This window comes from Brachybacterium phenoliresistens, from assembly GCF_039530785.1.
GTDB lineage: Bacteria > Actinomycetota > Actinomycetes > Actinomycetales > Dermabacteraceae > Brachybacterium > Brachybacterium phenoliresistens.
On record NZ_BAAAOW010000001.1, the window covers coordinates 384561 to 410531 of the forward strand.

The 25971-nt window shown below is 73.6% G+C and carries 23 protein-coding genes; 8 read left to right on the plus strand and 15 right to left on the minus strand.

The genetic code is table 11. The annotated features are described in order from the left end of the window. Positions 1-59: 59 nt before the first annotated feature. The 5 genes from dnaG to ABD234_RS01790 all read right to left on the minus strand — a co-directional run bounded on the left by dnaG (position 60) and on the right by ABD234_RS01790 (position 6097). The gene (gene dnaG, locus ABD234_RS01770) at positions 60-2033 is read right to left on the minus strand and encodes a DNA primase (RefSeq protein WP_038370124.1); all 1974 of its coding nucleotides are present in this window, start codon (positions 2031-2033) and stop codon (positions 60-62) included. A 7-nt stretch (positions 2034-2040) separates the two neighbouring features. Then, positions 2041-3351 carry a deoxyguanosinetriphosphate triphosphohydrolase gene (locus tag ABD234_RS01775; protein ID WP_038370123.1) on the minus strand — a complete coding sequence of 437 codons (1311 nt, stop codon included), beginning with the start codon at positions 3349-3351 and terminating at the stop codon, positions 2041-2043. A gap of 4 nt (positions 3352-3355) precedes the next feature. Further along, on the minus strand, positions 3356-4576 hold the full coding sequence (gene dusB, locus ABD234_RS01780) for a tRNA dihydrouridine synthase DusB (protein WP_038370493.1): 1221 nt from the start codon (positions 4574-4576) through the stop codon (positions 3356-3358). A gap of 67 nt (positions 4577-4643) precedes the next feature. After that, positions 4644-5465 (minus strand): nucleoside hydrolase, encoded by an 822-nt coding sequence (locus tag ABD234_RS01785; protein WP_038370121.1) that lies wholly within the window; start codon positions 5463-5465, stop codon positions 4644-4646. After that, entirely contained in the window at positions 5462-6097 is a 636-nt protein-coding gene (locus tag ABD234_RS01790) for a TetR/AcrR family transcriptional regulator (protein WP_038370492.1), read from the minus strand. Before ABD234_RS01790 ends, ABD234_RS01785 begins: the two co-directional genes overlap by 4 nt. 140 nt (positions 6098-6237) lie before the next feature. Between ABD234_RS01790 and ABD234_RS01795 the strand changes: the two genes are divergently transcribed. Continuing rightward, positions 6238-7578, plus strand: a complete 1341-nt coding sequence (locus tag ABD234_RS01795; protein WP_038370119.1) for an MFS transporter — start codon at positions 6238-6240, stop codon at positions 7576-7578. A gap of 52 nt (positions 7579-7630) precedes the next feature. Continuing rightward, the gene (locus tag ABD234_RS01800) at positions 7631-8923 is read left to right on the plus strand and encodes a family 1 glycosylhydrolase (RefSeq protein WP_051486381.1); all 1293 of its coding nucleotides are present in this window, start codon (positions 7631-7633) and stop codon (positions 8921-8923) included. Here ABD234_RS01800 and ABD234_RS01805 read toward each other — a convergent pair. Both ABD234_RS01805 and ABD234_RS01810 read right to left on the minus strand, forming a co-directional pair. Continuing rightward, positions 8913-9956, minus strand: coding sequence for a DUF4037 domain-containing protein (locus ABD234_RS01805; RefSeq protein WP_232226142.1), 1044 nt, complete (start codon positions 9954-9956; stop codon positions 8913-8915). The two genes, ABD234_RS01800 and ABD234_RS01805, sit on opposite strands and share 11 nt — an antisense overlap. A 248-nt stretch (positions 9957-10204) precedes the next feature. After that, positions 10205-11596 (minus strand): glycine--tRNA ligase, encoded by a 1392-nt coding sequence (locus ABD234_RS01810; RefSeq protein ID WP_038370117.1) that lies wholly within the window; start codon positions 11594-11596, stop codon positions 10205-10207. Positions 11597-11772: 176 nt separating this feature from the next. Between ABD234_RS01810 and ABD234_RS01815 the strand changes: the two genes are divergently transcribed. Genes ABD234_RS01815 through ABD234_RS01835 form a run of 5 tightly spaced genes read left to right on the plus strand, consistent with a single transcriptional unit; the run spans position 11773 to position 15353 of the window. Further along, complete coding sequence (locus ABD234_RS01815; protein ID WP_232226141.1) at positions 11773-12822, plus strand: metal ABC transporter substrate-binding protein; 1050 nt, start codon at positions 11773-11775, stop codon at positions 12820-12822. Continuing rightward, positions 12819-13586: a metal ABC transporter ATP-binding protein gene (locus tag ABD234_RS01820; RefSeq protein WP_038370115.1), complete on the plus strand. Its 768-nt coding sequence runs from the start codon at positions 12819-12821 to the stop codon at positions 13584-13586. Before ABD234_RS01815 ends, ABD234_RS01820 begins: the two co-directional genes overlap by 4 nt. After that, positions 13586-14467, plus strand: coding sequence for a metal ABC transporter permease (locus ABD234_RS01825; RefSeq protein ID WP_051486379.1), 882 nt, complete (start codon positions 13586-13588; stop codon positions 14465-14467). Before ABD234_RS01820 ends, ABD234_RS01825 begins: the two co-directional genes overlap by 1 nt. Continuing rightward, positions 14464-14874, plus strand: a complete 411-nt coding sequence (locus ABD234_RS01830) for a Fur family transcriptional regulator (RefSeq protein ID WP_038370113.1) — start codon at positions 14464-14466, stop codon at positions 14872-14874. Before ABD234_RS01825 ends, ABD234_RS01830 begins: the two co-directional genes overlap by 4 nt. After that, positions 14871-15353, plus strand: coding sequence for a DedA family protein (locus ABD234_RS01835; RefSeq protein WP_084148166.1), 483 nt, complete (start codon positions 14871-14873; stop codon positions 15351-15353). Before ABD234_RS01830 ends, ABD234_RS01835 begins: the two co-directional genes overlap by 4 nt. 83 nt (positions 15354-15436) lie before the next feature. Here ABD234_RS01835 and ABD234_RS01840 read toward each other — a convergent pair whose 3' ends face one another. From ABD234_RS01840 to ABD234_RS01860, 5 genes are all read right to left on the minus strand, one after another. After that, a complete protein-coding gene (locus ABD234_RS01840; protein WP_038370111.1) occupies positions 15437-16234 on the minus strand; it encodes an isoprenyl transferase in 798 nt (265 codons plus the stop codon). An 81-nt stretch (positions 16235-16315) separates the two neighbouring features. Next, positions 16316-17047: a DNA repair protein RecO gene (recO, locus tag ABD234_RS01845; protein WP_038370109.1), complete on the minus strand. Its 732-nt coding sequence runs from the start codon at positions 17045-17047 to the stop codon at positions 16316-16318. Positions 17048-17151: 104 nt separating this feature from the next. Beyond that, positions 17152-17916 (minus strand): trans-aconitate 2-methyltransferase, encoded by a 765-nt coding sequence (locus ABD234_RS01850; RefSeq protein ID WP_038370107.1) that lies wholly within the window; start codon positions 17914-17916, stop codon positions 17152-17154. A 29-nt stretch (positions 17917-17945) separates the two neighbouring features. Continuing rightward, positions 17946-20240, minus strand: a complete 2295-nt coding sequence (locus tag ABD234_RS01855) for a M28 family peptidase (protein WP_051486378.1) — start codon at positions 20238-20240, stop codon at positions 17946-17948. Positions 20241-20322: 82 nt separating this feature from the next. Further along, the gene (locus ABD234_RS01860) at positions 20323-21249 is read right to left on the minus strand and encodes a LysR family transcriptional regulator (protein WP_038370106.1); all 927 of its coding nucleotides are present in this window, start codon (positions 21247-21249) and stop codon (positions 20323-20325) included. A gap of 93 nt (positions 21250-21342) precedes the next feature. Between ABD234_RS01860 and ABD234_RS01865 the strand changes: the two genes are divergently transcribed. Then, entirely contained in the window at positions 21343-22338 is a 996-nt protein-coding gene (locus ABD234_RS01865; RefSeq protein WP_232226140.1) for an EamA family transporter, read from the plus strand. On the opposite strand, the gene ABD234_RS01870 is transcribed toward ABD234_RS01865, so the two are convergent. The 3 genes from ABD234_RS01870 to leuA form a co-directional block, all read right to left on the minus strand. Beyond that, a complete protein-coding gene (locus ABD234_RS01870; protein ID WP_198025318.1) occupies positions 22313-22879 on the minus strand; it encodes a TetR/AcrR family transcriptional regulator in 567 nt (188 codons plus the stop codon). The genes ABD234_RS01865 and ABD234_RS01870 overlap by 26 nt on opposite strands. 49 nt (positions 22880-22928) lie before the next feature. Next, positions 22929-23933, minus strand: coding sequence for an SDR family NAD(P)-dependent oxidoreductase (locus ABD234_RS01875; RefSeq protein WP_038370105.1), 1005 nt, complete (start codon positions 23931-23933; stop codon positions 22929-22931). 220 nt (positions 23934-24153) lie between these two features. After that, positions 24154-25866 carry a 2-isopropylmalate synthase gene (gene leuA, locus ABD234_RS01880; RefSeq protein WP_232226165.1) on the minus strand — a complete coding sequence of 571 codons (1713 nt, stop codon included), beginning with the start codon at positions 25864-25866 and terminating at the stop codon, positions 24154-24156. Between the last annotated feature and the right edge of the window lie 105 nt (positions 25867-25971).

Here is a 25971-nt window from a genome sequence, read left to right on the forward strand (position 1 = left end):
AGACCGGCCCATTCTTCCAGCTCCGCGGGCATGCCGCGAATCCGCGGCGGCCCCCGGGGTCAGTCGGCGCCGCGGATCGCCCGACGCTTCTCCTGCACGGCGCTGAGCTGGGTGAGGATCTGCTGGTAGCGCTCGGGGTCGCGACCGGGGTCCACGCGCTGCAGTCGCTGCTTGAGCACCGAGTACTCGCGCGTGACCGACAGCTCGACGAGCCGGTCCAGCAGGGAGGTCGCCAGCCGCCCCAGCGCCGCCTCGTCCCGGGCCGGCAGCGGATGGTTCGCGATCTCGACGACCAGGGGGCGGGTGGTCTCCCCCGCGATCTCGAGCACCTGGTCGATGTAGCGGCCGGGGCTCAGCGTCCCCTCGACGGCGTCCAGCAGCGTTCCGGCCGCGAGCATCACGTCCCAGACCCCCTGCAGCGCCGGGACGTGGAAGGAGTCGTCGGGCAGGGAGGCGACCTTCTCGGCGTCCAGGTGGTTCGGCGCCTGCAGCATGACGGCGAGGGACTGCAGCTCGACCTGGCCCACCGGATCGCGAGGGCTGACCACGTCGGCGATCCGCGGCGCGGCGACGATCGGCGCGGCGGCATCGGCCGCAGGCTCGGAGCCCTGCGGGGCCGTCGCGGGCGCGGCGTGGCGCCCCGGGCGCGGGGCGCTGCGCGAGGCGTCGTGCACCGCGCGCAGCACGGTGCGCTCGTCCATGCCGAGCCATCCGGACAGACGGCGCGCGTACTCCGGCCGCATGGCGTGGTCGCGGATCTGCGCGACCACGGGGGCCGCCATCCGCAGCCCGCTGACCTGGCCTTCGACGGTGTTCAGGTCCACCTGGTCGAGCACCGAGCGGATCGCGAACTCGAACATCGGCATGCGGGAGTCGATGAGGTCGCGCACGGCCTCGTCCCCCTTGGCGATCCGAAGCTCGCAGGGGTCCATGCCGCTGGGCTCGACGGCCACGAAGGTCTGCGCGACGAAGCGCTGGTCCTCCTCGAAGGCGCGCAGGGCCGCCTTCTGGCCGGCCGCGTCGCCGTCGAAGGTGAAGATGACCTCGCCTCGCATGCCGCGGCTCTCCCCGCCGAGGTTCAGCGCCGCCGTCGCCGCGGTATCCCCCATCACCCGGCGGACCATCTTCACGTGCTCGGCGCCGAAGGCGGTCCCGCAGCTGGCCACGGCGGTCGTGACCCCGGCCAGGTGGGCGGCCATCACATCGGTGTACCCCTCGACGACGACCACGCGGTGCTGGGCGGCGATCTCCTTGCGGGCGAGGTCGAGCCCGTAGAGGACCTTCGCCTTGTGGTACAGCGGCGACTCGGGGGTGTTGAGGTACTTGGGTCCCTTGTCGCTCTCCAGCAGGCGCCGGGCCCCGAAGCCGATGGTCTTCCCCGTGACGTCGCGGATCGGCCACGTCAGCCGGCCGCGGAACCGGTCGTACACGCCGCGCTGCCCCTGCGAGACGAGTCCGCTGGACTGCAGCTCGGGCTCGGTGAAGCCGCGACCGCGCAGGTGCCCCAGCAGGGAGTCCCAGCCCTCGGGGGCGAATCCCACGCCGAAGCGCTCCGCGGCCGCGCGGTCGAAGCCGCGCTCGGCGAGGAAGCGGCGGCCCACCTCGGCGGCCGGCGTCGCGAGCTGCTCGCGGAAGTACTCCTCGGCGATGGCGTGGGCGTCCAGCAGGCGCTGACGGGTCCCGAAGTCGGTGCGCTCGCCGCGACCGCCCCCGCCCGGCCCGGACTCCTCGTACCGGAGCTGGACCTGGTAGCGGCCGGCGAGCATCTCCACGGCCTCGACGAAGCTGAGGTGGTTGATCTTCTGCACGAAGGCGAACACGTCCCCGCCCTCGCCGCAGCCGAAGCAGTGCCAATGGCCCAGCTGGGGGCGGATATGGAAGGACGGCGTCTTCTCGTCGTGGAAGGGGCACAGGCCCTTCATGGAGCCGATGCCGGCGGTGCGCAGCGTGACGTGCTCGCTGACGACCTCCTCCAGGCGTGCGCGATCGCGGACCTGGTCGATGTCCTCGCGTCGGATCCTGCCCGAGCTCACCGTGTCCTCAGAGCTCCGATCCCAGACCGGGCAGCGGGGTGTCCGCCGCCGTGACGTGCGTGGTGCTCCGATCGTAGAGCGCATCGTGCAGCCGCCGCGCCGTGACATCGGTGTACGAGGCGATCTGGTCGACCACGACGCGGCGCCGCGCGTCGTCGTCGGGGGCGCTCTCCCACAGCTCGGCGAAGATCGGGCTGAGATGGGTGGTGCCGGTGTTCCACAGCAGCGCATACAGCTCGCGGATGATCTGCTCCTGCTGCGCATACACGGGCTGCTGGGTCGCGGAGGACATCACGTACGCGGCGGCCAGCCCCTTGAGGACCGCGATCTCCCGGCGCACGCTCGCGGGCACGACGAGCTCGCCGCGATAGCGGGCCAGCGGCACGTCCCCGTGCACCTCCCGCGAGGCGGCCACGACGGCGTGGGTGAAGCGCCCGATCAGCTGGCTGGTGAGGTCCTTCAGGGCCGCGGCGGCACGCAGCGAGCCGTCGAAGCCGCGCACCCAGGAGGCCTCGGCCTCGAGCCGCGACAGGGCCTCGTCGAGCTCCTCCAGGGAGTCCTCGGGGGTGTACCAGTCCTGGACGACGTACAGCGCGGCCGCCCGCTCCTGCGGGTCCGCCAGCGCTTCGAGCTCGAGAGAGCCCCCGGTGATGGCGTCCTCGACGTCGTGCACCGAATAGGCGATGTCGTCGGAGACGTCCATGACCTGCGCCTCGAAGCACTTCCGCCCCGGCACGGCGCCCTCGCGGGCCCAGGAGTAGACGTCGACGTCGTCGGCATAGGCGCCGAACTTCGGGGAGCGCGGATCCGGGCCCTGGCGGCGCGTCCACGGGTACTTGATGGCCGCGTCGACCACCGCGCGGGTGAGGTTCAGCCCGTACGGGCGGTCCTCCCCGATGACCTTCGGCTCGAGCCGCGTGAGCAGACGCAGCGTCTGGGCGTTGCCCTCGAAGCCGCCGAAGTCCGCGGCGATGTCGTCCAGGACCTTCTCGCCGTTGTGGCCGAAGGGCGGGTGGCCGAGGTCGTGGGAGAGGCAGGCGGCATCGACGACGTCCGGGTCGCAGCCCAGCTCGATGGCGAGGTCCCGCCCCACCTGGGCGACCTCGAGGGAGTGCGTGAGCCGGGTCCGGGAGAAGTCGTTCGAGCCGGCGCCGAGGACCTGCGTCTTCGCTCCCAGGCGGCGCAGCGCCGAGGAGTGCAGCACGCGCGCGCGATCGCGCTGGAAGGGGGTGCGCGTGCGGGACTTCGGCGGCTCCGGCGCCCAGCGCTCGAGATCCGCCGGATCGTAGCCCGCCGGGGCCGATGCCGGAGAGGTCATCGGCTCACCCACCGGACACGCTGAGCTCGGCCTCGTGCAGGCGCGCGGCGATGTCGGCGGTGATCTCGCGGGAGTCCATCCACCCCTGCGGGCAGACGGCCCGCTTGGGCGTGCCCGCGCGCCCGCGGGGTCCTTCGACCGCCTCTCCGGGGTAGGGCGAGTCCGCGTCGAGCTCGGCGAGCTTCGCGTCGAGGTCCTCGAGCGATTCCATGGTCGCCAGCCGGTGGCGCATCTCCCCGCCCACCGGGTACCCCTTGAAGTACCAGGCCACGTGCTTGCGCAGGTCGCGGATGCCGCGCCCCTCGTCCTCGAAGAACTCCACGAGCAGCTCCGCATGGCGGCGCAGGATCCGGGCGACCTCGCCGAGCGTGGGACGCACCCGGGCATCGCTCCCGGCGAAGCCGGCCGCGAGATCGGCGAACAGCCAGGGCCGGCCCTGGCAGCCGCGGCCGACCACGACCCCGTCGCAGCCGGTCTGCTCGACCATGCGCAGCGCGTCCTCGGCCGACCAGATGTCGCCGTTGCCCAGCACGGGGATGCCGGTGACCAGGGACTTCAGGTCCGCGATCGCGTCCCAGTTCGCCTGTCCGGAGTAGTGCTGGGTGACGGTGCGCCCGTGCAGGGCGATCGCGGCCGCCCCGACCTCCTGGGCGATGAGCCCGGCGTCGCGGTAGGTCACATGGTCCTCGTCGATCCCGATGCGGGTCTTGACCGTCACGGGGACGTCCCCGGCGGCCTCGACGGCGCCGCGCACGATCCGGGTGAACAGCTCCGTCTTCCACGGCAGGATCCCGCCGCCGCCGCGCCGGGTCACCTTCGGCACCGGGCACCCGAAGTTGAGGTCGATGTGGTCGGCGAGGTCCCGCTCCCGGATCATCTCCACGGCGCGGCGCACGGTCGCGGGGTCGACCCCGTACAGCTGCACCGAGCGGGGACGCTCCCGCTCCCCCATCGTCACCAGGCGCCAGGACTCCGCGTGGTCCTCGACCAGCGCCCGGGTGGTCACCATCTCCGAGACGAACAGGCCGCCGTCGTCCTCGCTGTGGAGCGCGCCGAACTCACGGCACAGCAGCCGGAAGGCCATGTTCGTGATCCCGGCCATCGGGGCGAGCACCACGGGGGTGTCCACCGTGTGCGGGCCGATGGTCAGGGTGCGCCGCGCGGGCGTCCCGGAGGACCGCTGCGGGGCGCTGGGGGGCGAGGTCGGGGCGTCGAGGGTGGTCATCGTGCTCGATTGTTCCACCTCGACGCACCGGTCGGGAGTGCGGGCGAGGGTGATGTGCATCGGCGGGTCATGGGGAGGACAGGCGCAGGCGCGCGGCGAGGTCCCCGATGATCAGCCGCGGATCCAGAGCGGTGCAGGTGCGGTGGTGCGAGAGGCCGTCATCCTCCGAGAACCGCACGGCGCCGTGGTGCAGCGCGGTCAGGGCCAGCGGAGCGCTGTCACCCAGCGGCCACACCGGGTCGACCTCGACACCCTCGGGCAGCGGCAGGTCCCGGTACCGCTGCCAGAGCCAGCGGCCGATGGGACCGCCCTCGGTGAGCATCAGCTCGAGCTCCGCCACGGAGACCGCCAGCAGCCGGTAGGTCTCCCGGGGGAAGCGGTCGATGCGCAGCTGCGGGTGCTCGAGGACGAACCGGGCGGCGACCGGGTCGGTGTCGCGGTTGTACTCGGCGGCCCCGTCCTCCTGCGTGCCGCCGACCCAGAGCAGGCGGATCCGCGCGGTGATGCCGGGTTCGCGGATCAGCGCGTCGGCGACGTTGGTGAGCGGGCCCCCGCACACCAGCACGCACTCCTCCTGCGCCGCCGCGACGATGGCGCGGGCGGCCTCGCTCTGCCGGGGCCGGCCGGCGAAGGCGGAATCGGCCCCGGCGTGCACGGGGACGCCCCCATGGCCGCCCACCAGATCCATGAGCTCTCGCGCCATCGCCGCCCCGCGCGCGGCGGTCCCGGTGGGATCGCCGAACAGCGGGCTCGTGAAGCTGCCGGTGACGGTGACGACGGCATCGGTCGGCGAGAGCAGGTGGTGCGCCAGGGCGACGAGCCCGTCCGGGTCCCCGGCCCAGTCGTTGTCGACGACGACCCGGGTGCGCGGCCCGATCCTCCAGGTCATGCGCCCTCCCCCGCATCCGGGTCCTGGCGGTCCGGGGCCGAGGGGAGGGGCTCGACGAGGAACTCGTCGATGACCCGGCGGATGTCCTCGGCCATGTCGACCTCGTGCCCCATCAGCCAGAGGTGCTCGAGCCCTTCGGTCATGGCGAGGGTGCGCTGGGCCGCCTGAGCCGGGTCGACGCCCTCCCGCAGGCCGCCCTCCGCGGCGACCTCGCAGAAGGCCCCCTCGACAGCAGCGGCGATCCGGCGCAGGCGGTCGCGGAAATACCGGTGGGCGGGATGCTCGGGGTCCACCGCCTCGGCGGAGAGGTGGCGGTACATCTGGACCACGCCGCGCTGGGAGGCCTGGGCCCGGGAGATCTCGACCAGGCCGGCGAGGAAGGCACGCCCGGTGCGCCGCTCCAGCACCCCTTCGGCGCGGGCGTCGCGCTGCTCGAGGACGGCCTGCAGAAGAGCCTTCTTCCCGCCGGCGAAGTGGTGCAGCACGCCGGTCTGCGTGATCCCGACCTGCCGGGCGATCTCGTTGACGGAGCTCGCGGTGTACCCGGAGCGGGAGAACACCTCGAAGGCGGCGTCGAGGATCTGCGCACGCCGCTGCGCGCTCTTGCGGTACTCGCCGCGGGGTCCAGGCATGACCGGCACGCTATCACCGAGAACGCCAAAACATTGCACCTTGCATGTTTTTGGTCTAGCGTGCTCGCCACACCCGCCGCGGACGGCCGGCCCTCAGGGACGAGGACCCCTCGCGCGGCCCGATGGCAAGGAAGCCCTCCATGACCCCTCGCACCGAGACCCCCAGCTCGCGGACGTCGGCGGCCCCGCCGGCGCCCGCCCCCACGGCCGCCGCAGCGCCTCCCGCCGCGGGCACCGGCCCGACCCTGCCCCGGCCCGGCTCCCCCGCCGCTCCCCGCCGAGGCCTGGTCGCCCTGCTGGCCTTCGCGATCATCGGCGCGGGCGCCGCGCAGATGTCGGCCGCCCTGCTCACCCTGACCCTCAAGGCGACGGCCCTGGATGCCGCATCGGCCGCCACCACGATCTCGATCTCGAGCGCGATCGCGGGCGCGCTCACCCTGGTGGCGCTGCCGACGGTGGGCGCGTTGAGCGACCGATCCCGATCGCGGCTGGGCCGCAGGCGACCGTTCCTCCTGTTCGGCGCGCTCGCCTTCGCGGCCGGGGGCACCGCCCTGGTGCTGGCCCCCGGCGTGCCCGCCCTCGTCCTGGCCCACCTGCTGCTGACCCTGGGCTTCGTCACCGCGCACGTCACCGTCACCGCGCTGATGACCGATCAGCTGCCTGCCCGTCGCCGGGGGGTCGCCACCGCCCTGATCAGCATGAGCACCGCCCTCGGTGCCCTGCTGGGCATGGCCGTGTCCGTGCCCTTCGGCGATGCGCTGGTCCCGCTGGTGGGGATCCCGACCCTGTTCGCCGTGGCGGGGATGACCACGCTCGCCCTCGCCGTGCGTGATCCGCAGCGCACGCAGGTGCCGCCCCGGCTCGATCTGCGTCGCACCCTCGGCCTGTTCTGGGTGGACCCGCGCCGGCACGCGAGCTTCACCTGGGTCTTCACCAGCCGCATGCTCGTCTTCTCCGGCGTCGCGGCGCTGAACGCCTACCAGGCGATCTTCCTGCTGCAGCGGCTGGGCATGGAGCCCGCCCGGCTGGGCGGGGCGATCCTGCTGACCGTCATCGTCAACGCCGGCATCACGCTGCTGGTCGCTCCGCTCGTGGGGCGTCTGAGCGACCGGCTGGACGTGCGAAAGCCCTTCGTCCTGGCCGCGGCGCTGATCCTCGCCCTCGGACTGGTGCTCGCCGCGAGCGCACCCAGCTTCGGGTTCTACCTCGTGGCCTGCACCGTGGTGGGCCTGGGACAGGGCGTCTACTTCTCCGTCGAACTGTCCCTGGCCACCCAGGTGCTGCCCGATCCCGAGAATCCCGGCAAGGACCTCGGCATCCTCAAGATCGCCGACAACCTGCCGGTCACCATCGTCGCCGCGGTCGCGCCCGCGCTGCTGGCCATCGGCGGCGGCCAGAACTTCGCCGCGCTGTTCCTGGCGGGAGCCCTCGCGGCCGTCGCCGGAGGCCTCGCCATCACCCTCGTGCGCGGCGCCCGCTGAGCCGGTCGCGCGCTCGCCCCTGCCCCTTCCGATCCGAACCGAGAGACTCCTGATGACCATCGACCCGACCCCCGCCTCCTTCCCCTCCGACTTCCTGTGGGGCGTGGCGACCGCCGGGCACCAGAGCGAGGGCGAGAACACCGCCTCCGACATCTGGACCCTGGAGCGCACCCGTCCCTCCCTCTTCCGGGAGCGCTCGGGCCCCGCCTGCGGCAGCTACCACCGCTTCGAGGAGGATCTCGACCTCGTCGCGGGAATGGGCCTGAACGCCTACCGCTTCTCCGTGGAGTGGGCGCGCATCGAGCCCCACCGCGGCGAGGTCGTCGTGGCCGAGCTGGACCACTACGAGCAGGTCGTCGACGCCGCTCTGGCCCGAGGTCTCGCCCCGATCGTCACGCTGAACCACTTCGCTTCCCCGCACTGGTTCGCGGCGGCGGGATCCTGGCTCGCCGCCGATGCCGCGGAGCTGTTCGCCCGGCAGTGCGACCGGGTGATGGCCCGCCTCGGCGACCGCATCGCCGCGGCGGTCACCCTGAACGAGCCGAACCTGGAGCAGCTGCTGCAGGCGGGGAGCAAGCTGCCTCCGGAGGCAGAGCAGCTCAAGGAGGACATGCTCGCTGCGGCGGCCCGCGATGCCGGCACCGCGCAGTACTTCGCCTCCAACGTCATCCCCGCCCGCGCACAGGCCGCGTTCCAGGAGGGCTTCACCCGGGCGCACCGCGCCGCCCGGGACGCCGTGAAGGATCGCCGCGGCGATCTGCCCGTGGGCGTCTCCATCGCGATCGCCGACGACGTCGCCCTGCCCGGCGGCGAGGCCCACCGCGACGCCCGGCGGGCGGCGGTCTACGACCACTGGCTCGACGTCGCTCGCGAGGACGACTTCATCGGCGTGCAGAACTACGAGCGGTTCCACTTCGACGCCGGGGGCGAGGTCTCGCCCGGAGCGGACGACGAGGTCAACGGCATGGGTTCGGTCGCGGCCGCCGGGTCGCTCGCCGGGGCGGTGCGCTACGCCCACCAGCGCTCCGGCGTCCCGGTGCTGGTCACCGAGCATGGCATGCAGACCGAGGACGACTCCCGGCGCGCCGCGTTCATCCCCGATGCCCTCGCCGAGCTCGGGCAGGAGATCGCCGCCGGCACCCCGGTGCTCGGGTACTGCCATTGGACCCTGCTGGACAACTTCGAGTGGATCTCCGGCTACGGCTCGAAGCTGGGCCTGGTCGCGGTGGACCGCGCGAGTCTGGAGCGCAGCCCCAAGCCCAGCTGCGCGGCGTACGCCGCCGCAGTGCGCGCGGCGCGGGAGGCCGCGGCCGCGCCGGCGGAGGCCGCCCTGCTCAGCCGATGAGCCGTCGCCGGGCCGCGGGGTCCACGAGGAGCGAGACGCTGTCGCTCATCTGCTCCGCGGTCCCGGCCCGCGAGCCCAGCGCCCGCAGCTCCGGATCCTCGATCGCGGCGACCAGCGCCTCGGGGATCTCCCGCACTCCCACATGGGGCCGGTCGAAGAAGGGCTCCGTCGCCGGCAGCAGCACGGGAAGGCCGGCGCCGGCCTGGGCCGCGGCCAGCAGCTCCGCGGCCTCGGCGAGAGCACCCTGGCGCTCCTGCCATCCGCGAGCCCGCAGCACCTGCATCCAGCATCCGCGCAGCTCCTGCCCGCTGGGCAGGGCCGCCGCGGAGCGGGCGAGCCACTTCCCGTAGGGCGCCCAGCGTCTGTGGATCAGGTGGGCCATATGCATCATGGTGCGCACGTGCCGGGCGGCCAGCACGGCGGAGCCGTCCTCGTCGCCGCGCAGGCCGGCGCGGCCCACGTCGGGGAACTCCTGGCGCAGCCGGTCCCATCCGGAGGCCAGGGCATGCAGGCGCACGTCGCGCGGGTACCCGGACAGCAGCTCCCGGATCGCGGTGATCTCCCCGGTCCCGTCGTGGAAGACGGGGCCGGCCACCACCTCGAGCACGGCCTGGCCCGTGAGGGTGCGCCAGTCGGAGGCGGTCATCGGCCCGGTCGGGTCCAGGCCGAGCCGGGAGACGGCGAAGTCCCGCGCGGAGGCCACCTCGCAGCGGTGGCGGACCTGCGGATCCCAGGTCGTCGCGAAGCGGACGGGCAGCCCCTGCCAGGCCTCGGGCAGGCGCGCCGCCAGCAGGTCGTCGACCTCTGCGGCCCGCCCGTCCTCGACCAGCAGGGTCAGGCGCAGACCGAAGTCGTGGTCCCGGGACTGGGCGTCGTCGAACCCCAGCACGTCGGATCCGCTGCCCAGGCGCCCGGCGGCATGCGCGAGACCGGGCAGGGCGTCCTCCAGCAGCGGGCGGACGACCTCGCCGTAGTAGGCGCGGGCGATCCCGCGACCGCTGCGATCCGGGGCGATGTCCGTCGACGTCTGCACGGCCCCAGCGTGCCATGCCCCGCCGCGAGCGGGCGCGCGGCGCCGCTCCCGGTACGCCGATGGCCCGCCCGGGCGATCGCCGAGAAGTCATTCCTCGGTGCTTGAACGGGCGTTCACGCGACGCAGAATGACTTCTGGCGCGAGAGGTCCGCCGCAGCCCGCCGGCGCGAGCCCATGGACCCCCGTCGGGGCGGACCGCCATGGCGCGGCGCCGGAACGGGGCGGGTCAGGCGCCGGGACGCGGCGGGTCAGGCGCCGGCGAGCCGCTCGGCGAGGTAGCCGCGCACCTGGCTGAGGGCCACGCGCTCCTGGGCCATCGAGTCGCGCTCGCGGATGGTGACCGCCTGGTCCTCGGCCGTGTCGAAGTCGACCGTGATGCAGAACGGCGTGCCGATCTCGTCCTGGCGGCGGTAGCGGCGGCCGATGGCCTGCGAGACATCGGTCTCCACGTTCCAGAACCCGCGCAGCTCGCGGGCGAGCTCCTCCGAGCGCGGGACCAGGTCGCCGCTCTTGGACAGCGGCAGCACGGCGGCCTTGACGGGGGCCAGGCGCGGGTCCAGCCGCAGGACGGTGCGCACGTCGACGCCGCCCTTGGCGTTGGGCGCCTCGTCCTCGCTGTACGCCTCGACGAGGAAGGCCATCATCGAGCGGGTCAGGCCGAAGGACGGCTCGATCACGTACGGCGTGTAGCGCTCGTTCGCGGCCTGGTCGAAGTACTGCATCTTCGTGCCGGAGGCCTCGGTGTGGCTGGAGAGGTCGAAGTCGGTGCGGTTGGCGATGCCCATCAGCTCGCCCCACTCGCTGCCCTGGAAGCCGAAGCGGTACTCCAGGTCGATGGTCCCGGCGCTGTAGTGGGCGCGCTCGTCCTCGGGGACGTCGAAGCGGCGCAGGTTGTCCTCGGAGATCCCGAGGTCCACGAACCAGTTCCAGCAGTCCTCGACCCAGGTGCGGAAGTGTTCCTCGGCCTCCGCCGGCGGCGTGAAGTACTCGATCTCCATCTGCTCGAACTCGCGGGTGCGGAAGATGAAGTTGCCCGGCGTGATCTCGTTGCGGAACGCCTTGCCGACCTGGCCGATGCCGAAGGGCGGCTTCTGGCGCGCGGCGGTGACCACGTTGAGGAAGTTGACGAAGATGCCCTGCGCCGTCTCCGGGCGCAGGTAGGCCAGACCGCTCTCGTTGTCGACGGCGCCCAGGTACGTCTTCATGAGGCCGGAGAACTGCTGGGGCTCGGTGAACTCGCCGCGCGTGCCGCAGTTCGGGCAGGGCACCTCGGCGAGGCCGCCCTCGGGGGCGCGGCCCTTCTTCTCCTCGAAGGCTTCCAGCAGGTGGTCCTCGCGGAACCGGCTGTGGCACTTGCGGCACTCGACCAGCGGATCGGTGAAGGTGGCGACGTGGCCGGAGGCCTCCCAGACGGCCTTGGGGAGGATGATCGAGGAGTCCAGGCCGACCATGTCGGCGCGGGACTGCACGAAGGTCCGCCACCACTGGCGCTTGATGTTCTCCTTGAGCTCCACGCCCAGGGGCCCGTAGTCCCATGCGGAACGGGTACCGCCGTAGATGTCACCTGCCGGGAAGACGAATCCGCGCTTCTTGGCGAGCGCGATGACGTTGTCCAGGGTGCTGGCGGGGGCCTTGGCCACGAGGGTCTCCTGCGGTCGACGGATGGAGGGGGAATCAGCATATCGGCGGCTCCGCGCAGGCAGGAAGCGCAGATCCTCCCGCACCCGCGCACGAGGCCGGAGGTGTGTCGAGACAGACACCGCACCGGGCCCGGTTCGGCTTGACCCGGCCCCACCGGCTCCTGAGAATGATTGTCATGTCTTCGTCCTCGCGCCCGACCGCCTCGTCCCCCCGCCCCCTGGACCTCTCCCGCCTGCTGCGGGCGCCGATGGGGCGCCGCGCGGCCCTCGGCGGCGGCGCCGCGCTCGCCGCGGCCGCCCTGGCGGCCTGCTCGGGATCCGGCGGGGCGAGCGGCGACGGCACCCGCGTGATGACGACCGCCTACGCCCTGTCCTACCTGGTCAAGACCGTGGCCGGGGACTCGGCGGAGGTGATCGACCTGGCCAAGCCCGGGGTCGACGCCCACGGCCTCGAGCTGTCCGTCTCCGAGGTCTCCCAGCTCGCCGGCGCGGATCTGGTCGTGATGATCCCCGGCTTCCAGACCGCGGTCGACGACGCCCTGGCCTCCCACGGCAGCGAGAACGCCCTGGCCGTGGACTCCGTCATCGAGATGCTCCCCTCCGACGCGGCCGCGGCCGGTCACGACGAGCACGCCGGCGAGAGCGCGGAGGAGCACGCCGAGCACGCCGAGGAGGGATCGGACGCCGGCGGCGAGGAGGAGCACGACCACGGCGACACCGACCCGCACTTCTGGCACGACCCCTCGCTGATGGCGCAGGTCGCCGTCGCGATCGGCGACCGCCTCGCGGAGATCGACCCGGACAGCGCGAGCACCTACCGCGACAACGCGCAGGCTCTGAGCGCGGAGCTCGAGGCGCTGGACAAGGAGCTCGAGGAGCTGTTCGGCGCGATCGACGGCCCCAAGCCCTTCGTCACCAGCCACACCGCCTTCGCCTACCTCGCCCACCGCTACGGGCTCGAGCAGATCGGCATCACCGGGGTGGACCCGGAGGTCGAGCCCAGCCCGCAGCGGCTGCTCGAGCTCGAGTCCGTGATCCGGGAGGAGGGCGTGACCACCGTGTTCTTCGAGACCACCGCCTCCCCCAAGGTCGCCCAGACCCTCGCGGACAAGCTCGGCATCACGGCCGCCGAGCTCGACAACCTCGAGACCCAGCTCGACGAATCGGTGGACTATCCTGCGGTGATGCGCAGCAACGCAGAAGCCCTGGCCGCGAGCTGGCGATGAGCCGGCCCGACGACTCCGCCCCGCAGAACCCCGTCGTCGACGTCCGCAAGGCGGTCGTCACGCTGGGCTCGCAGCGCGTCCTGCACTCGGTGGACCTCGAGGTGAGGCCCGGCGAGCTCGTCGCCCTGCTCGGCGCCAACGGCTCGGGCAAGTCGACCCTGCTGCGCACCGTCGTCGGCGCGCTGGGACTGGACTCGGGCAGCGCCCGCCTGTTCGGCCACGACGTGTCCCGCCACCGCGCCCACCAGCAGCTCGGCTACGTCCCCCAGCACGCGGCCGAGTCCGGCAACATCCCCGCCACCGCCCGGGAGACCGTCGCGACCGGCCTGCTGGGCCCGCGCGCCTGGTTCCCCCGGGCCCGCGACCTGCGGGTGGACGCCCTGCTGTCCGATGTGGGCCTCTCCGGGCTCGCCGACCGGCCCGTCACCGCGATGTCGGGCGGCCAGCGCCAGCGGGTGATGATCGCCCGCGCCCTGGTGCGCGGACCGTCCTTCCTGGTGCTGGACGAACCGTTCAGCGGCGTCGACATCGCCAGCCGCGAGCTGATCGCCGGCATCTTCCGCCGCCTGCACAGCCGCGGCACCACCATCCTCGTCGTGCTCCACGACCTCGGCGAGCTGGAGGACGACATCACCCGGGCGGTGGTGCTGGACGAGGGGCGCGTGATCCACGACGGTCCCCCCTCCCAGCGCCCGCGCCTGGACCCCGGCCACGACCACGAGCTGCGCCCCGTGCCCGCGCTCGGACAGGAGCTCGATTCCTGATGCTGACCCCGTGGGATCTCCTGACCTCGGACATCATGCGCTACCCGCTGATCATCGCGGTGCTCATCGGGCTCACCGCCCCGATCGTGGGGACGTACCTGGTCCAGCGCCGGCTGTCGCTGCTGGGCGACGGCCTCGGCCACGTCGCCCTCACCGGTGTCGCCATGGGCTGGCTGGTGGGCGCCTGGGTCTCCACCACCCCGCACGACGCCCTGGCCATCCCCGGGGCGCTCACCGCCTCGGTGCTCGGCGCCCTCGCCATCGAGTACGTGCGCGAGATCGGGCACACCAGCCGCGACGTCGCCCTGGCGATCCTCTTCTACGGCGGCATCGCCGGCGGTGTGGTCATCATCCAGCTGGCCGGCGGCACCTCGCAGAACCTCATGGCCTATCTCTTCGGCTCCATCTCGACGGTGACCTCCTCCGATCTGGGGATCACCGTGGTGCTCGCCGCGATCGTGCTGGCCGTCGGCATCGGCCTGCGCGGACTGCTGTTCGCCGTCACCGGCGACGAGGAGTTCGCGCGCGCCTCGGGGCTGCCCGTGCGGGCGACGAACCTGCTCATCGTCGTCATCGCGGCCCTCACCGTCACCCTCGCCATGCGGATCGTCGGCGCGCTGATGGTCAGCGCGCTGATGATCGTGCCCGTCGCCACGGCCCAGACCCTCGTGATCGGCTTCAACCGGACCATGCGATGGGCGATGATGGTGGGACTGGTGTGCAGCCTGGGCGGGCTGGTCCTCACCGCGTACGTCAACCTGCCGCCCGGCGGCGTGATCGTGCTGCTGGCCATCGGGATGTACGCGGTCGGGGTCGCCGTCCGGGCCGTCCGGGAACGGGTCCGGGCACACCGCGCACAGGAGGTCGAGGCACCGGCATGACGACGAAGCAGCGCACCACGAAGCAGCGCACGGCGATCCTCGAGGCGCTCGCCGAGCAGGAGGACTTCCGCAGCGCCCAGCAGCTCCACGACGACCTGCGCTCCGCCGGACAGGCCGTGGGCCTGGCGACCGTCTACCGCAATCTGCAGGCCCTCGCCGCGGGCGGCCAGGTCGACGTGCTCGTCACCGATGACGGCGAGTCCATCTACCGCCAGTGCGCCGAGGAGGCGCACCACCATCACCTGGTGTGCCGCGAATGCGGCAGCACCGTGGAGTTCCAGGCGCCGGAGCTGGAGGAGTGGACCCGCGCGATCGCCGCCGCCCACGGCTTCACGGACGTCCACCACACCATGGAGGTCTTCGGCCTGTGCCCCGAGCACGAGGCCGGGGAGGCTCCGTCCCGATGATGGACTGGATCCAGTCGCTGCCGCTGCTGCCGGCGGTGGGGATCCTGTACTGCGTCATCCTGCTGCGCGCCGGCGGCACCTATGCCCTGGGGCGCGGGGCGCACCGCCTGGCCGACCGCGGCCGCGTCGCCGAGGCGCTGCGCGGCCCCCGCGTCGCCCGGGCGATCGCCGTGGTCAACCGCTGGGGCGCCCCCGTCGTCGCGCTGAGCTTCCTCACCATCGGCTTCCAGACCGCCGCCAACGCCGCCGCCGGGCTGACCCGGATGCCGCTGCGACGCTATCTCCCCGCCCTCGCGATCGGCGGCCTGGCCTGGGCGGTCGTCTACGCCACGGTCGGGCTCGCGGCGATCGTGCTGTGGGCCGAGCTGTTCCTCGCGAGCCCCTGGGCCGCGGTGGCGCTGCTCCTGCTCGTCGTGGCCGTCGTGACCGGCCTCGTGCTGCGCCGCCGCGACCGCAGGGTGCTCCCCGAGCGCTCCTGATCCGGCCATGGCCGGGCGGGCGACGGCGCGCGAGCACGCCCTCGCCCCGGACCGGCTGGGACGCAGGGAGAGGCGGCGGCGGATCAGCCCTGCGCGCCGGGGGCGTCGATCGCGCCGCCGAAGCGCCGGTCCCGCCGCGCGTACTCGACGACGGCGCGCCACAGGACGATCCGGTCCACGTCGGGCCAGAGCTCGGGGACGAACACGAGCTCGGCGTAGGCGGCCTGCCACAGCAGGAAGTTCGAGGTGCGCTGCTCGCCGCTGGTGCGCAGGAACAGGTCCACGTCCGGCATGTCGGGATCGATGAGATGGCGGGCGAAGCTCGCCTCGGTGATGCCGCGACCGCTGATGCGCCCGGCGCGGGCCTCGGCCGCGACCTGGCGCACGGCGTCGACGATCTCGGCGCGGCCGCCGTAGTTCACGCACATGTACAGCGTCATGCGCGTGTTCTGCGCCGTGAGCTCCTCCGCCTCCTTGAGCTCCTTGATCACGCTGCCCCACAGCCGCTGCTCGCGACCGATCCACACGATGCGCACGCCCCAGGAGTTGAGGGTGTCGCGCTGGCGCCGCAGCACGGAGCGCGAGAATCCCATGAGGAAGCGGACCTCCTCTGGGGAGCGCTTCCAGTTCTCGGTGGAGAAGGCGTAGGCGGACAGATGCGTCACGCCGATCTGCAGGGCCCCGGCGACGACGTCGAGCAGGGCGGCCTCTCCCGCCTCGTGCCCGGCGGTGCGCGGCAGGCCGCGGGCGTTGGCCCAGCGCCCGTTGCCGTCCATCACCACGGCGATGTGGCGCGGCACGACCTGCGACGGGAGCTGCGGAGGCTGCTGCCCGCTGGGATGGGGGTACGGCGGGACGTCCTCGCGTCGCCCTGCGCTCATGGGTGCCTCCTCGAGGTGGTCCGGATGCGTCCGATGGGGCCTGTGGGGGCCGGCCGATGCCCCGCGCCGCGGGGAGCCGCCTCAGCGTTCCACATAGCCCAGGGAGCGGACGGACCGCTCCAGGTTCCAGGTCACGGCGTCCGAGACGATGCGGCTGGCCTCCAGCGCGGTCGTCTCGTCGCTGAGGACGACATTCTCCCAGTCCCCGGCCAGCAGCAGGATGAGGTGCTCGACGGCGGAGCGGCGCACGGCGACCGCCCCGGCCTTCCGGCAGGCGCTGCAGACGAGCCCTCCGGCGCTCACGTCGAAGGCGTGGTGCGGCCCGTCGGCGCCGCAGGCCGCGCAGTCGCTGAGCGAGGGGGCCCATCCCGACAGGGCCAGGCTGCGCAGCAGGAAGGAGTCCAGCACGAGCGCCGGGGGGATGCTGCCGCCGGCCATCGCGCGCATCGCGCCGACCAGGAGCAGGAACCCGCGCGCGGAGGGGTCCACGACGTCGTCGGTGAGGCGATCCACGGTCTCGAGCATGGCGCTCGCGGCGGTGTAGCGCGGGTAGTCCGCGGTGATCGCCTGGGCGAAGGTCTCGATCGTGACGACCTGCGTCACGGTGTGCAGGGTGCGGCCGCTGTGCAGCTGCACGTCCACGAGCCCGAAGGGCTCCAGCCGAGCCCCGAAGCGGCTGCCGGTGCGTCGCACGCCCTTGGCCACGGCGCGGACCTTCCCGTGATGCCGGGTCAGGAGCGTGATGATGCGATCGGCCTCGCCCAGCGGGTGGGTGCGCAGGACGATCCCGTGGTCCCGGTAGAGCTTCTGCATGGTCCCCCGAATCTACCGCGCGGGCTGGACGGACGGGCGCTGCGCCGCTCCCGCGCCCGGCCCGGGACGGCGCGCATCACAGCGCGAGCCCGCGCCGATGCGCGTCAGCGGCGTCGGGCCACGGCGAAGACGCGCCGGAAGGGCAGGACGACGCCGCGGCCATGATCGGGATAGGCCTCGCGCAGGAGCAGGCGGTACTCCTCCCGGAAGGCCTCGCGCAGGTCCGGGGGCAGCGCCTGCAGCGTGGGCCGGGCCCCGGTGCCGCTCACCCACTCCAGGACCGGGTCCTCTCCGTGCAGCACGTGCAGATAGGTGGTCTCCCAGGCGTCGACCTCGCAGTCGAGGTCCTGGAGGGCGCGCAGGTAGGTCGCCGCGTCGTGCGCGCCGGGGACGGCGACGCCCTCCAGGTGCGCGGCGTAGGGGGCGCGCCCGGCGAGCTGCCGGCGCAGGGCGTGGCTGGGCTCCTCGAAGTTCCCGGGCACCTGCAGGGCGAGCCAGCCGCCGCGGCGCAGCGCCGCGAGGAGCTCGGGCAGCAGGTCGAGGTGGCCGGGGACCCACTGCAGGGAGGCGTTCGCGACGATCACGTCCACCGGCTCCGCCGGCCGCCACGTGCGCAGGTCGGCGAGCTCGGCGCGGAGCCCGGGCACCGTGCGGGCCCGCGCGATCATCTCGGGGCTCGCGTCGACCGCGGTCACCTGCGCCCGGGGCCACCGCTGGCGCAGGAGCTGCGTGAGGGTGCCCGGGCCCGCCCCGAGGTCGACGACCTCGGCGGGATCCTCCGCGCGGATGCGAACGGTCAGCTCGAGGAAGGGGCGGGATCTCTCGTCGGCGAAGACGAGGTACTGATCGGGGTCCCAGCGATGGTCCATGCGGCGCGGCTCCTTCATTTATCTTGATGTCAAGATACCTCGAGGGGCACCTCGACCGCCACCCGGACGCGCGGCTGCACCACGGAGATCTCCGGTCCCGGGTCGCTCCACCCCGCCGCCTCCGAGGGATCATCGCTCTGGTCCAGCACGGTGAGCCCGTCCAGCGCGGAGACGTCCGCCTCGATCTCGACCGTGCGCCCCGGGCTGATCCCCGTCACGACGAGGGTCCGCGCGCCGTCGGGATCCTCGATCTCCGCCCCCTCCACCCGCACCGCACGCAGCATCCCGCCCTCGGCCCGCAGCTCGAGCGTCCGGGCCTCGCGACGGGAGGTGACCGCCAGGCGCACGCGCCCCTCCCCCGCATCCTGGACCTGCACCTCGGGACCCGCGAGCCCGCTGGTGCCGGTCCGCGACGCCAGCCGCTGCCCCCACGGCGTCACGCCGCGCACCGTCCAGCGCGTCGATCCGTCCTGCGCGGACACCTCGGCGCTCACCCGCTCCTGAACCGGATGCGGCGCATCGAGGGAGCGGGCGATCCCGGCACCCGTCAGCGCGAGGGCGGCGATCAGTGGCACGCCCACCAGCAGCGCGGGACGGGATCGGCCCGAGCCCCGGCGCGCGCCCGGCGACACCGCAGCGGGGACCCTCGGCGGCGAGGACGTCGCCGGGGAGGTCGGGTCCGGCGTCCCGGCAGGCTGCGTCGGGAGCACCGCGCCCGCGGCGAGCAGGACCAGGACGGCGGACCCGGCCAGGGCCCCCGCGGAGCTCGCGATGCCGAAGTCGGCCAGGGTGGACAGCTGCGTGCCGAGCATCCAGCCCAGTCCGGCCAGGGCCACGACCCGCATCCCGAGCGCCACGGCCCGCCGCGCGCCGGCGGCGGCGGGCGCCCTCGCCCCCTGGTCCTCCGCCCGGTGGGCCAGCGTCGACAGGATCACCGCGAGGGACATCGGCAGCACCAGCCAGCCCAGCAGCGAGGGCAGCATCAGCCCGGGGACGCCGACGAGCAGCCCGAGCAGCACGGCGGCTCCCGTCGCCGCCTCCGCCCCGGAGCCGCGGCGGCGCGCCAGCAGCCAGGCGCCCGAGACCGCCGCGGCGGCGAGGGCGATCTCGGCCGCCAGCAGGCCCCCGGGCCGGACGGGCTCCCCGACCGTGGCCGAGGTCATCGGCGCGAGCACGGACGCGATGAGCATCCAGGAGCCGATCGCCGCGGCCGATGCCGCGCAGAGGGCCAGCAGTCCGAGCAGGGCGGCCAGGGCGATGCGCCCGGTGCGCGCCGCCTCGCGGCGACGGGCGCGGACCACGGCCGCGACCGACCCGAGGATCAGCAGCGCGGCGGCGATCCGGATGACCATCTCCGGCACGGAGAGGATCCCCCAGGGCATCGTGGTCATCACGGGGCTCTGCGACGCCGCCGCCGAGAGCTCGCCCAGGTCCCGGTCGAGCAGGTCCTGCGAGAGGGCGAGGGACATGTCGCCGTAGTGCTGGAGCGCGGAGGGGTCGAGGTTCTCCGCCGTGTCCTGGGGGCTGTGGTATGCCCACGACCCGCCGATCAGCGCCATGTCCGCTCCCCACCAGCCGCCGTCGCGGTACTCGGTGAAGTCGGTGTCGTTCGGGACGATCTCGAACAGCGCGTCGGACAGCGACTCCGCCTCCGGTCGCGGCATCGCCGGCAGGACCTCGTGCAGGGGCCCGGCGGTGCGGGTGACGATGGGCCGCCCCGAGGTGCCGCGGGCCTCGTGGTTGAGGACCACGACCGGGGCCCTCAGCTCCTGCGACCCGTCGTCCATGAACGCCGCCGCCCCCAGCAGACCGTCCTCCTCGCCGTCGACCAGCAGCACGACCAGGTCGTTGCGCCGCCCCTCGTCGCCGAGGGCCCGCACCGATTCGAGGATCACCGCCAGGCCGACGCCGGCATCGGCCGCACCCGGTGCGCCCACGACGGAGTCGATATGGGTGGCGAGCACCACCGTCCCGGTCGGGTCCGTGCCGGGGCGGGTGGCCACCAGGGAGTGCGTGTACCCCGCCACGGCCCAGTCGTCCACGGCCCGGGTGCCGAGCCCCTCGTGCTCCTCCACCGTGAATCCCCGGGCCTCGAGCCGCTCGGCCAGCACCGCGCGCGCCTCGGCGTTCGCGGCGCTGCCGACGGGACGCGGGACGGCGACCACGGGAGCGACGGCCTCGGCGGCGCGCTCGGCGCTGAAGACCGTGCTCGGCGCGGAGGCGTCGCGGGGCGCCGCGGTCCCCCGCGAGAGCAGGCCGCCGGCGCTCGCGAGCACGAGCACCAGCATGAGCAGGGACGGGACGATTCCGGGGCGGATGCGCATGCTCCCCTTCTACCGGGCCCGGGAGCAGCAGGTCATCCGTCGAACGGAGGAGATCCGCCGCCCGATGCCCGCCGGGCCGCGCTCATGCGCCCAGCTGGGCGAGGTCCTCCAGCCCCTCGACCAGCCCGGCGGCCTCGAGCAGCGCCTCGCGGAACGCCCGCAGCGCGGGGTGGTCCCCGGCGCCGGCCCGGGCCGCCGTGTACAGGCGCCGCTCCGGGGAGCCGGGAAGGCGCATCACGCGCGTGCCGCCGAGGTGCTCGGCGGCGATCAGCCCGGGGACGAAGGCGGCGGCGTGCCCGGAGCGCACCAGGTGGACCTGGAGCAGCGGGTCGGGCGTGTCGAAGCGGACCCAGGGCTCGACGCCGTGGGCTCGCAGGAAGCTGCGCTCCCACGCCCCGGTGCGGGTCGGCTCGGGATCCAGCGCCCAGGGGACCTCGGCGAGATCGGCGAGGGTGCGGGGATGGGACCACGGGGCATCGGCCGGGAGCACGAGGAGCAGCGGGTCGGTCAGCAGGCCCTCGCGGTCGGTGCCGCGGCGCACCACCTGGGCGCCGCCGGGGTAGTCCTCGCCCAGGATCACCGCGAACTGGTGGGCGAGCAGCCCGTCGTAGGCGTCGTCGACCTCGCGCTGGCCGATCTCGATGCGCAGCCGGGGGTGGCGCTGCTCGAGGACGCTCACCGCCACCGGGGCGAGCACGATGAGCGGGGTCTGGAAGGAGGCCACCCGCAGGGTGCCGGCGACCTCGCCGCCGGGGGCGGCGAGCTCGGCCTGGGCCGTCTCCAGCAGGCCCAGCACCTCCTCGGAGCGTCGGGCCAGGCGCTCGCCCGCATCGGTGAGGACGACGCCCCGCCCGGCGCTCTCCAGCAGCGTGGCGCGCGTCTCCCGTTCGAGCAGGGCGAGCTGCTGGGACACGGCCGAGGGCGACATGGAATGCGTGCGGGCGACCGCGGCCATGGTGCCCAGGCGCTGCAGCTCGTGCAGGAGGAACAGGCGGTGGAGGTTCAGCATCGGCAGCTCCCGTCGACTGTGAAGTCCTGCTTCACACTATAGGATGGAAAGTCCCGCTGGACTGGATGTTCGTGGGTGCGGCACGCTGGATCCGTGACCACCTCCCTCCGCTCCACGAGCACCCCCGTCCTGATGATCCTCGGGTCCTGCACCTCGCTCCAGTTCGGGGCGGCGCTGGCGACCCTCCTCTTCGAGGACCTGGGCTCCTGGGGCACGACGGTGCTGCGGCTGGGCATCGCGGGGCTGCTCCTGCTGGCGCTGTCCCGTCCGGCCGCGCATCGCCTCGACCGGCGGCAATGGCTCGCGGTGATCGCCCTGGGCCTGGTCATGGGGGCCATGAACGGCACCTTCTACGCCGCGATCGCCCGGATCCCGCTGGGGACGGCGGTGGCGCTGGAGTTCCTGGGCCCTCTGGCCGTGGCCGCGATCCTGTCCACCCGCCGCAGCGACCTGCTGTGGGTGCTGCTCGCCCTGGTCGGCGTGAGCATGTTCGGCCTCGAATCGCTTCAGGGCACCCCGCTGGATGCGATCGGGGTGGCCTTCGCGCTGGTCGCCGCCGTCTTCTGGGGGCTCTACGTGATCGCCAGCGCGAAGGTCGGGAGCCTGGTCCCGGGCCAGGGCGGGCTGGCCCTGTCGATCCTCGTCGGCGCGCTGGTCGTGCTGCCGCTGGGAGCGCCCGGCGCCCTGCACGGGCTGACGGCCCCGGGGCTCCTGCTCATCGCGACCGGCACCGCCGTGCTCGCCACGCTGCTGCCGTACACCCTCGAGCTCTCCGCGCTGCGCCGCCTGCCGCGCCACGTCTTCGGGATCCTGCTGAGCCTGGAGCCGGTGGTCGCCCTGCTGGCCGGGATGATCCTGCTGGGCCAGGGCTCCAGCCCGCTGCGCGTCCTCGCCGCGGTGCTGGTGGTCGGGGCGAGCATCGGCGTGACGGCCTCGGCGCGCCGGGCGCCCGATGCCGGCGCCGCGCCCGCCGAGGAGGAGGTGCTGGTCCCGGCGCACACCACCGTCACCGGCGAGATGCCCGTGCTGGACCTCGGGACGGCGGCCCCGAGGACGGACGCTCTCAGCTCCCAGGCGGCGCCGTCGTGAACAGGCCCCGGTGGAGGACCGCCCGCACCGCCTGCTCGGTCGCGGCCCCCTCGTCCTGAGGCCGCGGGGTCCGCTCGGCGGCCGCCGAGGCCGCCATCGCCATCGGCAGCACCAGGAGCATCTCCCGCGCGCCGACGCCGGGGTGGGTGAGCCCGTGCTGCTGCGCCTCGGCGGCCAGCGGCTCCAGCGCGGCGAGGACGCGCTCGGACATCCCCGCCGCCTCGGCGTCGCCGACCACCGCGGCCAGCCAGGGGGCGCGGACCAGGTCGTCGAGCATCTCGTGGACCAGAACGACCGCGCCGAGCGGGTCCTCGTCCAGCTCCGCGGCGCGGGCCTCGATCCGCCGGACGTTCTCCTCGAGCACGCTCGCCACGAGTGCGGAGCGATCGGCGAAGTGCCGGTGCAGGGTGGTCCGACTGACCCCGGCGGCGCGGGCGACGACCTCGAGCGGGGCGTCGGCGCCGCGGTCGGAGAAGACCTCCCGCGCGGCGTCGATGAGGAGCTCGCGGTTGCGTGCGGCGTCCTTGCGGGGAGCGGCCATCATCGCAGCGTACCGCCCCCGACGCCGGGACGCCGGTGACCCGGGAGGGTCACTGCACCGACCAGCCGCCGTCCGAGGGGAGGATCACGCCCGAGACGTTCGCGCTGTCGTCGCTGAGCAGCCAGGTGATGGACGCGGCCATCGTCTCCGCGGTCGCGACCGGCGGGATCATCCGCAGGAACGGCCCCAGCCGCTGCGCCCCCATCTCCGAGCGCATCGATCCCTCGATCCCGGTGGCCGTGGGGCCGGGGGCGACGGCGTTGACCCGGATCCCGTCGGGCCCGTACAGGAACGCGGCGCTGCGGGTCAGCCCGACCACGGCGTGCTTGGAGACCGTGTACGCGGTGCCGGCCGCGTTCCCGCGCAGCGACGCCTCCGAGGCGACGTTGACGATCGCCCCGGCCCCCGCCGCGCGCATCAGCGGGATCACCGCGCGGGTCAGGCGGAACACGGCATCGAGGTTGACGCCGAGGACCCGGTCCCACAGCGCGTCCTCGGTCTCGTGCAGCGGCACCATCCCGTCCATGATCCCCGCGATGTTCGCGAGCGCATCGATCCGGCCGTCCGCGGCCTCGAGCACACGGTCCCGATCCTCGGAGCGGGTGAGGTCCCCCGCCACTGGGACGATCGGGCCGCTCTGCTCGCCGTGCTCGGCGGCCAGGGCGTCCAGGCCCTCGGCGGCGAGGTCGACCGCGATCACGCGCCCGCCCTCCCGCGCGACGCGCACGGCGGTGGCGCGGCCGATGCCGGAGGCCGCGCCGGTGACGATCACGGTGCGCCCGGCGAAGCGGGCGGAGCCCGGCGCGGCCGCCGGCGTCTCCTCCTGGACGAGCACGCCGTCGTTCGCCGCGCGCACCAGGTCGTCGACCGCCCCCTGCGGCATGCGCCCTGCGCTGAGGGCGACCAGCTGGCCCAGCGGCAGGTGCGCGACCGGGGCGAGGGCCTGCGGGGTCTGGCCCGATCCGGCGAGGAGCTCGCGCAGCAGCGGCCCTCCGGTCGGGCTGTCCAGCCACCGGTCGATGGTGCTGGCGGCGGTGAGCGGGGCGTCGTGCATGGGGATCCCTCCGGTCGGGCGACCGCGAGGGCCGCGAGGTAAACGTACATCCATGTACGTTTCGCTCCCATCATGCGCCCGGAGCCTGGGGACTCCATGGGGCACGGCCCCGACCCCGGGGACGACCCGCACCGTCTCTCCGGTCCGCAGGCCCGCGCACAGGAACGGCCCCGGAGCGCTCCGGGGCCGTTCCTCCTCGCCGTGCCGGCGCCGCGGCGCCTCAGCGCTGCTGCGCGCGCTCGGCCCGGTTCAGCGCGGAGACGATCGCCGCGAGCGAGGCGCGGGTGATCGAGCCGTCGATGCCGACGCCCCAGAAGATCCGGTCCCCGATCTCGCACTCGACGTACGCCGCGGCCAGGGAGTCGTCGCCCTCGGTGAGGGCGTGCTCGGCGTAGTCGAGGATGCGCAGGGACACGTGCTTGCTGGCCAGGGCCTTCACGAAGCCGTCGATCGGGCCGTTGCCGATGCCCGTGATCTGCTGCTCCTCGCCGTCGACGAGGAGGTCCACGGTGATCTGGTCGGCGCCCTCTCCGGCGGACTCCTGGCGCACGCCCCGGAAGCCGAAGCGGCCCCAGCGGCGGCCGTGGTCGTCCGCAGGCAGGTACTCGTCCACGAACGCCTCCCACAGCGAGGTCGGCGAGATCTCCCCGCCCTCGGAGTCGGTGATCCGCTGGACGATCGAGGAGAACTCGATCTGCAGGCGGCGCGGCAGGTCCAGGCCGTGCTCGGTGCGCAGCAGGTAGGCCATGCCGCCCTTGCCGGACTGCGAGTTCACGCGGATCACGGCCTCGTAGGAGCGGCCCAGGTCCTTGGGGTCCACCGGCAGGTAGGGGACGCGCCAGACGAGGTCGTCCACGGTGCTCCCCGCGGCCTCGGCGTCCTTCTCCATCCGCTCCAGCCCCTTCTTGATGGCGTCCTGGTGCGAGCCGGAGAAGGCCGTGAACACGAGATCGCCGCCGTACGGGGAGCGCTCGGGCACGCGCATCTGGTTGCAGTGCTCGACGGTGCGGCGCACGTCGTCGAGGTCGGAGAAGTCGATCTGGGGATCGATGCCCTGGCTGAACAGGTTCAGCCCCAGCGTCACCAGGTCGACGTTGCCGGTGCGCTCGCCGTTGCCGAACAGGCAGCCCTCGATGCGGTCCGCCCCGGCGAGGTAGCCGAGCTCCGCCGCGGCCACGCCGGTGCCGCGGTCGTTGTGGGGGTGCAGGGACAGCACCACGGAATCCCGGCGGTCCAGGTGGCGGTCCATCCACTCGATGGAGTCGGCGTACACGTTCGGGGTGGCCATCTCCACCGTCGCCGGCAGGTTGATGATCATCTTGTCCTCGGGCGTGGGCTTGACGACGTCGATGACGGCGTTGCACACGCGCACGGCGTACTCGAGCTCGGTGCCGGTGTAGGACTCCGGGGAGTACTGGTAGGTGATCGCCGTCTCCGGGATCGTCTCCTCGTACTTCTTGCACAGCAGGGCGCCCTGCACGGCGATGTCCAGCACCGCGTCCTCATCGGCCCGGAAGACGACGTCGCGCTGCAGCACGGAGGTCGAGTTGTACAGGTGGACCACGGCGCGGTGCGCCCCGGCGACGGCCTGGAAGGTGCGCTCGATCAGGTGCTCGCGGGACTGGGTGAGGACCTGGATCATCACGTCCTCGGGGATGCGGTCCTCCTCGATGAGGGTCCGCACGAAGTCGAAGTCGGTCTGGCTGGCCGCCGGGAAGCCGACCTCGATCTCCTTGTAGCCCATGCGCACCAGCAGGTCGAACATGCGCAGCTTGCGCTCGGTGTTCATGGGGTCGATGAGCGCCTGGTTGCCGTCGCGCAGGTCGACCGCGCACCAGCGGGGGGCGCGGGTGATCCGGCGCGCCGGCCAGGTGCGGTCCGGGAGGTCGACGGTGATCTGCTCGTGGAAGGGCAGGTACTTGTGGATCGGCATGCCGGAGGCGAGCTGGGGGGCGTCTCCGCGGGGGCCGACGACGGGGACCGAGGGATCCTCGGTCGCGGGGACGCGGTCGGCGGCGGCCGATGCCGCAGCGGTGGG